Here is a 14,122-nt window from a genome sequence, read left to right on the forward strand (position 1 = left end):
CGGTACGACACGGCCCCGGCCTCCTCGGTGAGGCCGGGGCCGGCCGGATCAGCCGACGGCCCGCAGGGCGTCGACGACGCCGTACCCGAAGAAGCCGTTGCGGATCGACGTGCCCTCGCACACCTGGGTCGTGGTGATCTCCCCGCCGCCGATCAGCCGCCGGACGTAGGTGTAGGCGGGCGGGACGGGGCAGGGCCGCCGGGTGGCGGTCGTCCTGAGCCGCCGCTCCACGACGTCCGGGGCGAGGGTCTTGCCGCCGTGCACCGGGTCGGGCACGCCGTACCGGCTGACGATCAGTGCCGCCACGCCGGCGGCGCGCGGGGAGGCCATGGATGTGCCCTGGAGGTACTCGTAGTAGCCGCAGACGCGGCCCCGGCAGCTGCGCACGACGTCGTCGACGCGGGGCGAGCCGTCGGGGGCCAGCTCGCCCTTCTTCTCGGCCACCGCCCTGGGGTAGGCCGCGAGCGTCGCCCTGGTGATGTTCTGGGTCCGGCCCGGCGTGTCGTAGACGTCGCCGCCGGGGGCGGCGAGGTGGACGTAACCGTCGCCGTAGTCGGAGTAGTACGCCTTGCGCCCGCTGATGCCGGTGGCCGAGATCGCGATCACGTGGTTCCCCTCGCTCGGCATGGAGAGGCAGCCCGGCGGGATGAGCCGGTTGCGGGACCGCTGCCCGGCCACCCGGGCGAAGTCGGGGCTGGCGGTGTCGAGGACCTGCTTGGTGTAGTCGCTGGCGCCGTTGCCCACGGCCGAGACCAGGGTGACGTTCCGGTCGTGGGCGTAGTCGAGGGCACGCTGGACGGCCGTGATGACCGTCCGCTGCTCCTGGCGCTCCTCGGGGGTGTCGGCGGGGTTGTCGGTGCAGTTGAACAGCCAGGGGTCGACGTAGTAGCTCATGTTGACCACGTCGACGCCGTTGTCGGCGGCGTAGGTCAGCGCGTCCACCGTCGGCTGGAGGAAGAAGTAGCCGCTGTCCTGGCCGACCCGCAGGCTGACGATCGATGCGCCGGGCGCCACGCCCGCGATGCCCAGACCGTTGATCGGGGAGGCGATCGAGGACGCCACGTGCGTGCCGTGGCCGTTCTCGTCGACGGTGACCGGGTCGGTGCAGGACTTGTCCGGCTCCTGCTCACACGGGCCGTCGAGCTCCTTGCCGTTGGCGTCGGCCGGCATGTCGACGGTGAAGTTGCGGCTCAGCTCGAAGTTGTAGTTCGCCGCGATGTCGGGGTGGGTGGCGTCCACGCCGGTGTCGAGGACGCCGACCAGCACGTCGTGGGTGCCCCGCGACCGCCGGTAGGAGCCGGTGACGGTCGCGTGGATCTGCCGCATGTCCCACTGCCTGCCGGCCAGCGGCTCGGGCCGGAGGGCGGACGCGCCGGGATCCGCGAGATCGGGCTCGTCCCCCCGGGCCGTGGCACGCCGGGCCTCCCCAGGACCGGCTTCCCAGGGACCGGCTTCTCCGGCACCACGGGCGGACGCGGCACGGGCGGCTCCGGCGTGGACGGCTCCGGCACGGGCGGACGCGGCACGGGGGGCGGCGGAGACGGCGGCGGACAGGAGCCCGCCCGTCCCGCCGGCCCCGACGCGGCCCTCCTGCCCGGCCCGTCCCGGCCCGGTCAGCTGCGGGACCCGGCCGATGACCACGTCGCGGGCGACGCCCTCGATCCGGGGATCGGCCCGGAGCGCCCCGGCGAATCCGGGAGAGGCCGCGGTGACGGTGGCGACGCCGACGGCGGTGTTCTCCCTGACGACGGCGCCGCCCGCCGCCAGGACGGCCCGCCGGGCGTCGGCGGCGCTCACGCCCCATCGGTACAGGACCACGTACTCGTTCCCGTGCCCCTTCCCGGGCGCCGTGTCCGGCCTCCGCGCCTGCGCCTGGGCCGCCAGTGTGGCCGCGGCGAGGGCGGCGGCGGCGGCGATGACGATGACGCGCTTCACGCATACCTCCGTGTCGGGTTCTCCTCCCGCCAATGCGAATTCACCGGCGGGGCGATGCATAGGCCAGGGAATTGCAGCCCGGTACGGCAAGGCAAGGACCGGCGGCTTTTCGCGCCGTGTCCGGACGTTAAGCGTGCCGGAGCGTTAACCGCGCCGCCATGTCACCACCAGCATGTTCCTTTTTCGGAAATGTTCCTCTAACGTATGGAATTCCATTGTCCGCATGGGTTCGGAAGCGCGGCCTCGGGCCGGCACGCCGGCCGTACGGCCTCTTTCCCGGGCCGTCCCCGCATCCGGAAGGTGAGAAGTGAGAGCGTTCGTCATCACCGAACCGCGCCGGTGTTCGGTGCTGGACGTCGAGCCGCCGGTCCCGGCGGCCGGCCAGGTCGTCGTGGACGTGGAGCGGGCCGGGTTGTGCGGTACCGACGTCGAGTTCTTCACCGGCGAGATGGCCTACCTCCACCAGGGCCACGCGCGCTACCCGATGCGCGTCGGGCACGAGTGGTGCGGGACCGTCGCCGCCGTGGGCGAGGGCGTGGACGAGCGCTGGATCGGCAGGCGCGTCACCGGCGACACCATGCTCGGCTGCGGCCGGTGCCGCCGCTGCCGCGCGGGGCGGCGGCACGTGTGCGACGCCCGCCACGAGATCGGCATCCGCGGCGGGTGGCCGGGCGCCCTGGCCGAGCAGGTGGTGGTGCCGGTCACGGCGCTGCACCCGCTGCCGGAGGAGGTCGACGCGGTGGCCGGCGCCATGGTGGAGCCCGGCGGCAACGCGCTGCGGGCCGTACAGGCGGCGGAGGTGGAGCCGGGTGACCGGGTGCTGGTGGCCGGTCCCGGCGCGATCGGGCTGCTGGCGGCCTCGTTCGCGCTGGCCCAGGGGGCGGAGGTGCATGTCCTGGGTGTCTCGGAGCGGTCGCTGGCGTTCGCCCGCACGCTCGGGGCACACGGGGCCTGGACGGCCGAGCGGCTGCCCGCCCTGCCGTTCGACGCGGTGATCGACGCCTCCACCTCCTCCGGCCTGCCGGCGCGGGCCCTGGAACTGGTGGAGCCAGGCGGGCGGGTCGTCTGCATCGGCCTGGCGTCGGACCCCAGCACGATCGACACCCGGGCGATGGTGCTCAAGGACGTCACGATGACGGGGGTGCTGAGCGGCTCCGGCGGGCTCGCCGAGACGATCGAGCACTACGCCTGCGGGGAGGTGGACCCGCGCCCGCTGGTGGCCGCCACGGTCGGCCTGGAGGAGGTGGCCGGCGTGCTGGCGGGCTCGCGCCCGGACGGGGCCGGCCAGGGGCCGAAGATCCACGTCGATCCGCGGCGATGACCGGCGGGGCGCCCGCGGCGGTCACCGGCCTGCCCGCCGGCACCCGCGGCGGTGATCGGAGGAGGGCCGGAGGGCGTCACAGGCGCAGTGCCCGCTGGGCCGAGCCGCGCCACTCCACGAACAGGACGGTGGCGTCGTCCTGCAGTTTGTGCTCGTGGTATTCGAGCAGCTGGTGGATGAGGCGGCGCAGGATCTCGGAGATGGGCAGGCCGGCGGAGTTCTGACGGACGACGAAGTCGACGAAACGCTCCAGCCCGAACTCCCGCCCCTCGTGGTCGCGGGCCTCGATGATGCCGTCGGTGTAGAACAGCAGGCGGTCGCCGGGTTCCAGCTGCTCCTTGCAGAGGGTCACCGGCAGGCCGAGGTCGAGGCCCATGGGGTGCGCGGGACGGCAGTCCAGGGTGCCGACCCAGCGGCCGTCCCTGATCAGCACCGGCGGGTGGTGGCCGCGGTTGACCCAGGTCAGCTCGCCGGTCGCGGTGTCGAGGTGCGCCAGGATCGCGGTGGCGAACCGGTGGGCCCGGCCGAACTGCTCGACCAGGGCCCGCTCGATGTTCTCGCTCGTCCTGATCAGATCGGTCCCCTGGCGGCGGCTGTTGCGGCAGGCGGAGACCGCGAGGCTGGCGGTGATCCCGGCGGCGGTGTCGTGGCCCATGGCGTCGAAGACCGCCAGATGCACGGTGTCGCCGGCGACGGCGTAGTCGAAGGCGTCGCCGCCCACCTCGTAGGCCGGCTCCTGGGCGGCGCTGATCGCGACGTCCTCGTTGGCGAAGGTCTGCAGCGGCATGAGGTTCCACTGCATCTCGGCCGCGACGTTCATCGGGCGGGTGCGCACGAGCCGGGCGTAGGAGTCGCTGTGGCCTCGTTTGCTCTCGACGATCAGCGCGGTCAGCGACGCGAGGGCCTTGATGTCGGAGAGGGCCCGGTCGTCCGGGACCCGGGCGCTGATACGGATGACGCCGAGGCGTTCCGTGCCGTTCAGCAGCGGCACCCACCACCACTCCACGCGGCCGTCGTCACCGGTCTTCGGCAGGACCCGCACCTCCTGGAAGGCCCGGCCGGCGAGGGTGGTGTCGACGCGCAGCTCCTCCGGCTCGGGACCCTCGTTCCCGGCCGCGTCGAGCCCGCGGCCGGTCAGCAGGCGCAGAACGTCCTTCTGCAGGTCGGTGACGTAGATCCGTACGTCGAACAGGCCGGCGTGGGCGGCGTGCTCGTTGACCAGGGAGGGCAGCCTTTCGAGCGCGGTCAGGTGGCTGGCGGCCAGCAGGCCGGTCAGCATCCGGGCGGTGTCCCTGGGAGTGTCGGTCATCTGGCTCCCGTCTCGCATGGGCGGTCCGCGCGTCCGCGGCCCCTTTCCGGGAGGTCGTGGCCCCGCCGGTGGGCGGGTGAACGGAACGCCTGCCGCGAAGCTGCCCCGAAACCGGCGGGCTATGTAAGGTTGCCCTCTACCTGGAAAAATAGCCGAGATCCCGGCCCGTTCCCCCATCGGGGATGCCGTTTCCGGGGCGTACGGGAGAGCCGCCCGCGGACGGGACGGCGGACGCGGTGGAGCGCGCCGCCCCGGGACGCGCGGGAGGGCCCGGACGCCCGGCCGGCGACCGCGCCGCCGCGGAAGCGGTCCCCGGGGCGCGCCCGGTGGCGGCGCGGTCATCGGCCGGGTATCGGGAGGAAAAGATTGCCCTCTCCCGCCGTGCCCGCCACGGCCGTCCCGGCCCCGCCGTGGTCTCGTCGATGACGGGGGGGAAGCCGCCGCGGCGCCATGCCGAGATCGTATGGAGAGGAAGCCCGGATGACCACGGAGCAGGAGACGGACGTCATCAGCGTGCTGACGCACGACCACCGCGAGGTGGAGGAGATGTTCGGCGAGCTGGAGCGGCTGGACGGGGCCGACGCCGAGCGGCGCGGGGAGCTGACCGAGCGGGTCATCACCGAGCTGGTCCGCCACTCGGTCGCCGAGGAGGCCTACCTGTACCCGGCCGCGCGCGAGCTGATCCCGGGCGGGGACGAGCTGGCCGACCGGGAGATCGCCGAGCACGCCGAGGCCGAGCGGACGATGAAGGAGCTGGAGGGGACCGATCCCGCCGACCCCCGGCACGTCGTCCTGATGGCCCGGCTCATGCGGGAGATCCGCGCGCACATCCAGGAGGAGGAGAACGAGCTCTTCCCGCAGTTGCGCGGCAACGCCTCCGCCTCCCGGCTCGCCGAGCTGGGCCACAAGGTCCAGGCGATGAAGAGGATCGCTCCCACCCGGCCGCACCCGGCCGCGCCGGACAGGCCGCCGGCCAACAAGGTCATGAACCCGCTCACCGGCCTGGTCGACCGGATGCGCGACGCCCTCACCGGGCGCGGCGGAAAATGAGGCGGCCGGGCCCGGCGGACCCCGGCCGGGCCCCATAACACGGCGATAGGGGGTTTTTGGCAGATCCCGCCGAGGTGCTCCGGCCAATACTTTGACAGCACCCCTCACAAGGAGTGCTGATGTTCAGTCGACGTACCCTCCTGACCGGAGCCACCGCCGCCCTGGCCCTCGCGGCCGCCCTGTCGCCCACCGCGGCACAGGCCGCCCCCGCACCCCTCCCCCCGGCCGCCATGGACGCCCTCCAGCGCGACCTGGGCATCACCGCCGAGCAGGCCGTGCAGCGGCTGGCCAACGAGTCCCGCGCCATCGGCGTGCAGGCCAACCTGACCAAGACGCTCGGCGCCAAGTACGCGGGGGCGTGGTTCAACGCCGACGCCTCGCAGTTCCTCGTCGCCACCAGCGACGCCGCCCAGGCCCCCACCATCAAGGCGCAGGGCGCCCAGCCCGTCGTCGTCGGCCGCTCGCTGGCCGACCTCGACACGATCAAGACCAGGCTCGACCAGGCCCCCGAGGCCGCCAGGGCCAAGGCGGCCCTGTGGTACGTCGACGTCCCGACCAACAGCGTCGTGGTCCAGGCCGCCGACCAGGCCGCCGGTGAGGCCCTCGTCGCCGCGGCCGGCCTGAGCCGGGACGCGGTCCAGGTCAAGGTCAGCGCCGAGCAGCCCAAGACGTTCATGGACCTCATCGGCGGCAGCGCGTACTACATCAACGGCACCAGCCGCTGCAGCATCGGCTTCTCCGTCACCCGGTCGGGCAGCCCCGGCTTCGTCAGCGCGGGCCACTGCGGCCGGACCGGCGCCACCACCACCAACCCGTCCGGCACCTTCGCAGGCTCGTCGTTCCCCGGCAACGACTACTCCTACGTCTCCACCCCGGGCCACAACCCCACGCCGTACGTGCGCGGCTCCGGCGGCTCCCTGGTCACCGTCCGCGGCTCGTCCGTGGCGGCGATCGGCGCCTCGGTCTGCCGCTCCGGCTCCACCACCGGCTGGCACTGCGGCACGATCCAGCAGTACAACTCGACCGTGAACTACGCCCAGGGCACGGTCACCGGCCTGACCCGCACCAACGTGTGCGCCGAGCCCGGCGACTCCGGCGGTTCGTTCATCTCGGGCAACCAGGCCCAGGGCATGACCTCCGGCGGCTCGGGCAACTGCTCCTCCGGCGGCACGACCTACTTCCAGCCCGTCAACGAGGTCCTCAGCGCCTACGGCCTGACCCTCAAGGTCGGCTGACCGCCCTTCTCGACACTCATGACGACGCTGCGCGTCGCGGCTCGGGGGCTCAAACCCGGTGTCTTCCCTCGTCAGGGCGAGGCTCCCTCGCCCTGACGGGCACCCCCCAACGGCCGAGGAGGCTCCCCAGATGTCCAGGATCATCCGCGCCCTCGCCGCCCTCCTGGTAGGGCTCGCCGCCCTGGTGGCGACCTCGCCCGCCTCGTCCGCGCAGGCGGCCGGGGCGGACGCCGGGCAGGCGGTGGCCGCGCGCGTGCTGCGCTACGACGCCAGCCGGGCCGCCGAGTTCCGCTCGGCGGTCGACCAGGCCGCGCAGATCTGGAACTCCAGCGTTTCCAACGTGCGCCTGGTGGCCGGCACCCCCGCGGACTTCGTCGTCCTGGCCGACTACGGATGGCCCCGCACCCAGCCGGTCAGCCTGGGCCGGGGGACCATCTGGATGGGCAGGCAGGCCACCGCGGAGGGCCACAACCCGCTGCGCATCGCCGCCCACGAGATCGGTCACATCCTGGGCCTGCCGGACCGGCGCACCGGTCTGTGCACGGACCTGATGTCCGGCGCGAGCGCGGGTACCAGCTGCACCAACCCCTACCCGAACGCGACCGAGAAGGCCCAGGTGGACCGGAACTTCGCCGGTTTCGCCCCGGCGATCCGCTTCGGTGAGATCTACGTCGACAGCCCCGAGGCCGCCCTGCGGTGACCCTTCCGGCTGCGACCCGGCATCCCCTCCAAGCGGCGGCCGGCCCGGACGACCCGTTCGTCCGGGCCGGCCGTTCGCGTGCCCGCCCCGGCACCGTTCGCATGCCCGCCCCGGCACCGTTCCCGGAACCGCCGCCGGGTCCGGGAACGGGATCGGGTCCCGAGCCGTGCCGGGGCCGGCGGGCCGGGGAGCGGGGAGCGGGGAGCGGGGAAGACATAGGGAACGCGGGAATCCGGCGGACATCCCTGGCCGTCTTCATACTCGTGTGCGTATACTCGCAGACGAGTATGAAAGCGAGGGCCGGCATGACCAAGCGCCGCAAAGTGAGCAACATGCTCGGCCTGGCCGTGCTCTCGGCGGTCGTCGCCAAGCCGATGCACCCCTACGAGATCGCCTCGGTGCTGCGTGAGCGCGGCAAGGACCGGGACATGAAGATCAAGTGGGGCTCGCTCTACACCGTGGTGCGCAACCTGGAGAAGCACGGCTTCCTCGCCGTGACCGGGACCGTCCGGGACGGCGCGCACCCCGAACGGACGATCTACCGCATCACCGACGCCGGGCGCCGGGAGTACGCCGACTGGACCCGCGAACTGCTCGCCGAGCCGGACCGGGACCCGCCGAGGTTCGAGGCAGGGCTTTCGGTGATGGGAGTGATCCACCCGGACGAGGTGGCCGTCCTGCTGCGGCGGCGGCTCGACGCGCTGGATCGGGAGATCGGCGACCAGCGGGAGGCGCTGGCCGGATGCGCCGGAGTGCCGCGGCTCTTCCTCGTCGAGGCCGAGTTCGACCTGGCCATGCGCGAGGCGGAGGCGGCCTGGACCCGCTCACTGCTGGAGGAGCTCGTCACGGGTTCCTTCCCGGGCCTCCCGGCGTGGCGGGAGTGGCACGAGACGGGCCGGATGCCGGCGGAGATCGCCGCCCTCGCGGAAGGGGCCGGTCGGGCCGGCCGTCCCGGAAAGGAAGACCCGCCCTAGAGGCACCGGAAGAAGAGGCGGCCCGGCGGGGTGGTGCAACACCGCCGCCGGGCCGTCTACCTCGAACCGACGTCCGCGGAACGGAACCCGGCCACGAGGTGGCAACGGCAACGATAGCCGGGTTCTCCGGGGAGCGGTTCGGACACCCCCATCCGAAACCGGAGGAACCATGGAGAAAATCCGTCTCACCCAGACCCAGGCGTGGCAGATGGAGGGCGCGGCGGCGCGGTGGTACGCCCGCCAGCGCGCCTCGGCCCCCCAGCTCGCCGCGGTCCGCCGGTACGCCGCGCGGCTCGCCGAGGACCTGCCCGCCGGGGCGGCCGTGCTGGAGGTGGCCCCCGGCCCGGGATACCTGGCCGTCGAGCTGGCCGGGCTCGGGTTCGCGGTGACCGCGCTGGACCTCAGCCGCACGTTCGTGGAGATCACCGCCGGGAACGCCCGCCGGGCCGGCGTGCGCGTCGCCGTGCACCACGGCGACGCGGCCGACCCGCCCTTCGCCGACGGATCCTTCGACCTCGTCGTCTGCCAGGCCGCCTTCAAGAACTTCGGCCGGCCGGTCCGGGTCCTGGACCAGATGCACCGCGTCCTGCGCGACGGCGGGACGGCGGTGATCCACGACATGAACAGGGACGCCTCCTCCGCCGACATCGACGAGGAGGTCGCCCGGATGGGGCTCAATCCGCTGAACGCCTTCCTGACGAAGGTCCCGCTGAGAGGGCTCCGGAACCGCGCCTACTCCCGGGAGCGTTTCGAGGCCCTCGCGGCCGAGAGCGCCTTCGGGACCTGCGACGTCCGGGCCGAGGGGATCGACCTGGAAGTCCGGCTGACCAGAAGCGACATATGGGTATGAATCCCCCTAGAAGCATCGGCTGATCTCTCGGGGGGGCATCGATGAGCACAGCGGAAACCGGCAAGAAGGCCCGGGATGTGATGCACCAAGGCTGCAAGTGCGTCGGTGAGCACGAGAACCTGCGCACGGCCGCGCGGATGATGCGCGACATGGGCGTCGGCGCGTTGCCGATCTGCGGCGACGACGACCGGCTCAAGGGGATCCTCACCGACCGCGACATCGTGGTGAAGTGCTGCGCCGAGGGCAAGGACCTCGAACGGACCACGGCCGGCGAACTGGCCCACGGCCTGGTGTGGGTGGACGCCGACACCAGCGTCGAGGAGGCACTGAGCAAGATGGAACAGCACCAGATCAAGCGGCTGCCGGTGATCGAGAACCATCGCATCATCGGCATGATCAGCGAGGCTGACCTGGCCAAGGAGCTGCCCGACAGCAAGCTGGCCGAGTTCGTCCACCGCATCTACGCACGTGCCTGACGGAGCCGCCCGGCAGACACAGGAGGGACCCCGGCCGGCCGGGGTCCCTCCTCGCGGGTCCGTCTTCGGGGAGACCGGGCGCGGACCGCGACGCGCGCCCCACACGAACCGGACACCCCGCAGAACCGCACGACCGAAAGCCCCCGGCCGAACGTACGGCGGACCGGGTGGTGCGGGCCCGGCGCCCGCGGGAAGGGACCGCACATGCCTGAGACGAGCCCCGGGGACCTCCACCCCGCCGGAGGCGTCCTCCGATGACCGTCGGTCGCATCGGTGTGTCCGTGGACGCCGACGCCGGTCCCGAGCGGGTGTTCTCCGTACTGACCGACTGGCCGCGCCACCGGGAGTGGATGGTCCTCACCCGGGCCCGGGTGACCGGCGGCGACGGCCGGAGCGCCGGGAGCCGCCTGGCGGCCTTCACCGGCGTCGGCCCCCTCGGCTTCCTCGACACCATGGAGATCACCGGGTGGGACCCGCCGCGGACCGTCGAGGTCCGGCACACCGGCGGGCTGGTGCGCGGCACCGGGGTCTTCCGGGTGCTGCCCCGCGGCGGGGGCAGCACGATCGTCTGGGAGGAGGAGCTGGACCTGCCGCTCGGCGCGGCGGGGCGGCTGGGCTGGGTCCTGCTCAAACCGCTGAACACGGCGCTGTTCCGGTTCTCGCTGCGCCGCCTGGCCAGGCTCAGCCGCCGGTGACCCGGACGGGCCGCGGCCGCGCGCCCGCCGGACCGGACGATCCCGCCGTGGAGCGGGCCCGGCCCGCGTCCGCCGGGATCAGCCGCCGGTGAGGCCGCGGCGTGAGTCGTGGACCGGGCCGGGGCCCGGCTCGTCGCGGATCACCTCTCCGTGGATCACCGGGCCGGAGCCGCCCGGACCACCCTGGCCGCCGGTCCCGCCGAACGGCGAACCCGCGGAGCCCGTACCGAACGGCGAGCCCGCGCCGAACGGAGAACCCGGCCCGAACGGCGAACCGAGGCCCGGCCCGGCGGCCGACCGGGCGAGGGTGCTGCGGACCCGGCGGGCGAAGAACCAGGCTCCCAGGCGGCGGACCAGCGGCCGGGTGAGGGGCAGGAGGAACAGGAGCCCCGCGATGTCGGTGAGGAAGCCCGGGGTGAGCAGCAGCATGCCGCCCGTGACGACCATGGCGCCGTCGGCGAGCTCGCGCTCGGGCATCCGGCCGTCGCGCAGCGCCTCCTGCAGGCCGTGCCACGCCCTGCGACCCTCGCGGCGGACGATCCAGGCGCCGAGAAGGCTGTCCGCCAGCAGGAGGGCCACCGTGGGCCAGCCGCCGATGACCTGCCCCGCCTGGATCAGGACCCAGATCTCCAGGACCGGAACCACCAGGAAAAGCAGGAACAGCACTAAGCGCATCTTTTCCTCAACTCATGTGACAGCCGTACGACTGTGACAACGCGCCGGGGCGTCGCCGCGTTCCGCCGTGTCCCCTGACGTTCCCCTGATGTTCCCGGATGTTCCCTGACGTTCCCCGGAGATCCTCCCGGGGTTCTCACGGAGCCCGCGCGGGGGCGCCCGGCGCCCGGGCGGCCGGCCCGGTGCTCAGCGCGAGCGGCGCAGGCGGCCGGGCAGCCCGGACAGGCCCCACTGCATGATCCGCCAGAACGCCTCGACCATGATGCCCCGGCTCATCTTGCTGACCCCGGCGGTGCGCTCCACGAACACGATGGGCACCTCGGCGACGCGCAGGCCGTGGCGGACCGTGCGCAGCGTCAGGTCCACCTGGAAGCAGTAGCCCTGCGACTCCACGTCGTCCAGGCCGATCTTCTCCAGGGTGGCGGCGCGGTAGGCGCGGAAGCCCGCGGTGGCGTCCCGGACCGGGATGCCGAGCATCATCCGGGCGTAGACGTTGGCGCCGCGCGAGAGGAACTCGCGGGAGGCGGGCCAGTTGACCACCTCGCCGCCGGGCACCCACCGCGAGCCGATCACCAGGTCGGCCCCGCCGGCCAGCCGCTCCAGCAGCTTGGGCAGTTCCTCGGGCTGGTGGGAGCCGTCGGCGTCCATCTCCACCAGGACGTCGAAGCCCTCGGCCATGCCCCAGCGGAACCCGGCGATGTAGGCGGCGCCCAGACCCTGCTTGCCCGGCCGGTGCAGCACGTGGACGTGGTCGTCACCGGCCGCCAGCTCGTCGGCGACCGCTCCGGTGCCGTCGGGGCTGGCGTCGTCGGCCACCAGCACGTGCGCCTCGGGCACCGCGGCGCGCACCCTGCCCACGATCGCCGGCAGGTTCTCCCGCTCGTTGTAGGTCGGCACGACGACGAGCACCCGGCCCGGCATCCGCTCCATCACGCGTCTCCCACCTGCTGCTCGTCCCTCCCGCCCGCGGCGTGGGCAAGGTTGCGGATCCGGCGCGCCGCGACGGCGGCCACCGCGCCCGTACCCACAAGTATTAAGATCCATTCGGGCAACGCGCCAGCCCGGGTTGCGATGGTCTGCCCGGTTCTGACCGGGACGGTCAGCACGTCCATCGCGGGAACCAGCTCGCCGGTGCGCCAGACGACCTCGCCGCCCGGGTTCACCAGGGCGGAGATCCCGGTGATCGCCGAGGTCAGCACCGCCCGGTTGTGCTCGACCGCCCGCAGCTGCGACATGGCGAGCTGCTGGGGCGGCAGGTTCGTCAGCGCGTAGGTCGCGTTGTTGGTCTGCACCACCAGCGGGGTGGCCCCGGTCCTGGCGGTGTCGCCGACGACGCCGTCGTAGGCGACCTCGTAGCAGTTGATCGCCCCGACGGTCACCGGCCCGACCCGGAGGTCGCCGTCGCGGGTGCCGGGCACCGACTGCTTGCCGACCAGGGCGGCCCGCTCGAACAGGGCGAACATGAGGTCCTTGAGCGGGGTGTACTCGCCGAACGGGACCAGCTTCTGCTTGTCGTAGTACGCCCCGGGCCCGGTCACCGGGTCCCACACGATGCTGCGGGTCGCCCGGCCGTCCTCGCCGATCCCGACCACCGCGCCGACCAGCACGGGCACCCCGACGTCCTTGACGGCGTCGTCGATCTGGCGGCGGGCGAACTCGCTGCGGTAGGGGTCGATGTCGGTGGAGTTCTCCGGCAGCACGACCAGGTCGGGCTTCGGCATCCGGCCCTCCCGTACGGCGCGGGCCATCTCGTGGAGCATCCGGGTGTGGTTGCCCAGCACCACCGCGGGCTCGTTCCCGAGGGGGTTCATGCCGCGGCCGGGGACGTTGCCCTGGACGACGCCGATCCGGACCGTCCGGCCCTCGTCGCCGTGGCGGGGCACGGCGAACGCCGCGGCCGGCACGGCCAGCGCCCCGGCGAGCGCCAGCGCCAGCGGCGCCCCGCCCCGGCGCCCGCCCGGCCCCGGGCCCGCCTCCGGGTCACGCCCCGCCCGCGACGCCGGCCGCCGCGCCGCCCGCAGCCGCAGCGCGGCCAGCGCGAGCAGCCCGCCGCACAACGCCACCGCGAAGCCCACCAGCGGGGCCCCTCCGACGGCCGCGTACGGGGTGAAGACCGACTCCCCCTGGCTGAAGGCCAGCCGTACCCAGGGGAAGCCGCCGAACGGGAACGATCCGCGGGCCTTCTCCATCGCCACCCACAGCGCGGCGCTCCACAGGGGCCACAGGGGCAGCCGTGACACCAGGGCCGATCCGGCGGCCCAGGCCGCGTAGAACAGGCTCTCAAGGGCCGTCAGGCCCAGCCAGGCGTCGGTCCCGATCGGGCTCGCCCAGTGCAGCGCGGGCAGCAGGAACACGAGGCCGGTCAGCAGGCCCGGCCACACGGCGCGGCGGGCGCGCAGGCCGTACGACGCCAGCATGGCGAGCGCCACGCCGAAGGGCGCGAGGAACCACAGCCCGAGCGGCGGGAAGGACAGGAACAGCAGCAGGCCGCCCGCGACGGCCGCCGCGGCGCGGCCGGACGCCGGATGCGAGAGGAGCGCGGCCCACCGGCGGGGGGACTCCCCCGGCGCGGCCGCAGGCGGGACGGCCGTCTTCTCCTGCACCACGGGCGTGGCTCTCCTTCGGGGCGTCGTGCGGGCGTTGTGCGGGCAACGGGCGCCCGGCCCCTCCGACCGGCCCGTCCGGCCCTTTTCCTAGCCCGAACGGTACCGTCCCCGGAGCACGGCGAGGAAACCACGGTCCGGGAAACGTCCCGGGACGGACCCCGGGTCTTCGAAAACGGCAACGGGGTGATCCCCGGGCGGACGGAGGCCCGCGGGATCACCCCGGCGCTTGCGGCGCTCGCACGGGAGCGGGAAGAGGGCCCGGGCCGCCCTTCGGACCGGTTCCGTCCCGTCGGCGG

The 14,122-nt window shown here is 73.6% G+C and carries 13 protein-coding genes; 8 read left to right on the forward strand and 5 right to left on the reverse strand.

Features of this window, described 5'->3' with window-relative positions; all coding sequences use genetic code 11:
• Positions 1-48 precede the first annotated feature (48 nt).
• Positions 49-1,935, reverse strand: coding sequence for a S8 family serine peptidase (locus IEZ10_RS25500; protein ID WP_268246371.1), 1,887 nt, complete (start codon positions 1,933-1,935; stop codon positions 49-51).
• 307 nt (positions 1,936-2,242) lie between these two features.
• On the opposite strand from IEZ10_RS25500, the gene IEZ10_RS25505 reads away from it, so the two are divergent.
• Complete coding sequence (locus IEZ10_RS25505; RefSeq protein WP_189249063.1) at positions 2,243-3,256, forward strand: zinc-dependent alcohol dehydrogenase; 1,014 nt, start codon at positions 2,243-2,245, stop codon at positions 3,254-3,256.
• A 76-nt stretch (positions 3,257-3,332) separates the two neighbouring features.
• Here IEZ10_RS25505 and IEZ10_RS25510 read toward each other — a convergent pair whose 3' ends face one another.
• A complete protein-coding gene (locus IEZ10_RS25510; protein WP_229811638.1) occupies positions 3,333-4,565 on the reverse strand; it encodes a PP2C family protein-serine/threonine phosphatase in 1,233 nt (410 codons plus the stop codon).
• A 480-nt stretch (positions 4,566-5,045) separates the two neighbouring features.
• Between IEZ10_RS25510 and IEZ10_RS25515 the strand changes: the two genes are divergently transcribed.
• The 7 genes from IEZ10_RS25515 (at position 5,046) to IEZ10_RS25545 (ending at position 10,545) form a co-directional block, all read left to right on the forward strand.
• Positions 5,046-5,615: a hemerythrin domain-containing protein gene (locus tag IEZ10_RS25515; RefSeq protein ID WP_189249064.1), complete on the forward strand. Its 570-nt coding sequence runs from the start codon at positions 5,046-5,048 to the stop codon at positions 5,613-5,615.
• A 119-nt stretch (positions 5,616-5,734) separates the two neighbouring features.
• A complete protein-coding gene (locus tag IEZ10_RS25520; RefSeq protein ID WP_189249065.1) occupies positions 5,735-6,850 on the forward strand; it encodes a S1 family peptidase in 1,116 nt (371 codons plus the stop codon).
• 130 nt (positions 6,851-6,980) lie between these two features.
• Positions 6,981-7,550: a snapalysin family zinc-dependent metalloprotease gene (locus tag IEZ10_RS25525; protein ID WP_189249066.1), complete on the forward strand. Its 570-nt coding sequence runs from the start codon at positions 6,981-6,983 to the stop codon at positions 7,548-7,550.
• Positions 7,551-7,855: 305 nt separating this feature from the next.
• Entirely contained in the window at positions 7,856-8,524 is a 669-nt protein-coding gene (locus tag IEZ10_RS25530) for a PadR family transcriptional regulator (protein WP_189249067.1), read from the forward strand.
• 169 nt (positions 8,525-8,693) lie between these two features.
• On the forward strand, positions 8,694-9,374 hold the full coding sequence (locus tag IEZ10_RS25535; RefSeq protein WP_189249068.1) for a class I SAM-dependent methyltransferase: 681 nt from the start codon (positions 8,694-8,696) through the stop codon (positions 9,372-9,374).
• A gap of 41 nt (positions 9,375-9,415) precedes the next feature.
• Complete coding sequence (locus IEZ10_RS25540) at positions 9,416-9,850, forward strand: CBS domain-containing protein (protein WP_189249069.1); 435 nt, start codon at positions 9,416-9,418, stop codon at positions 9,848-9,850.
• Between the two features lie 254 nt (positions 9,851-10,104).
• Positions 10,105-10,545, forward strand: coding sequence for an SRPBCC family protein (locus IEZ10_RS25545; protein ID WP_189249070.1), 441 nt, complete (start codon positions 10,105-10,107; stop codon positions 10,543-10,545).
• A gap of 78 nt (positions 10,546-10,623) precedes the next feature.
• On the opposite strand, the gene IEZ10_RS25550 is transcribed toward IEZ10_RS25545, so the two are convergent.
• The 3 genes from IEZ10_RS25550 to lnt all read right to left on the reverse strand — a co-directional run bounded on the left by IEZ10_RS25550 (position 10,624) and on the right by lnt (position 13,826).
• Complete coding sequence (locus IEZ10_RS25550) at positions 10,624-11,220, reverse strand: FxsA family protein (protein ID WP_189249071.1); 597 nt, start codon at positions 11,218-11,220, stop codon at positions 10,624-10,626.
• A 186-nt stretch (positions 11,221-11,406) separates the two neighbouring features.
• Positions 11,407-12,150, reverse strand: a complete 744-nt coding sequence (locus IEZ10_RS25555) for a polyprenol monophosphomannose synthase (protein ID WP_189249072.1) — start codon at positions 12,148-12,150, stop codon at positions 11,407-11,409.
• Positions 12,150-13,826: an apolipoprotein N-acyltransferase gene (lnt, locus tag IEZ10_RS25560; protein ID WP_189249073.1), complete on the reverse strand. Its 1,677-nt coding sequence runs from the start codon at positions 13,824-13,826 to the stop codon at positions 12,150-12,152. The genes IEZ10_RS25555 and lnt overlap by 1 nt, the downstream gene beginning before the upstream one ends.
• Positions 13,827-14,122: the final 296 nt, after the last annotated feature.

Source organism: Streptosporangium pseudovulgare (assembly GCF_014648055.1).
Taxonomy (GTDB): domain Bacteria; phylum Actinomycetota; class Actinomycetes; order Streptosporangiales; family Streptosporangiaceae; genus Streptosporangium; species Streptosporangium pseudovulgare.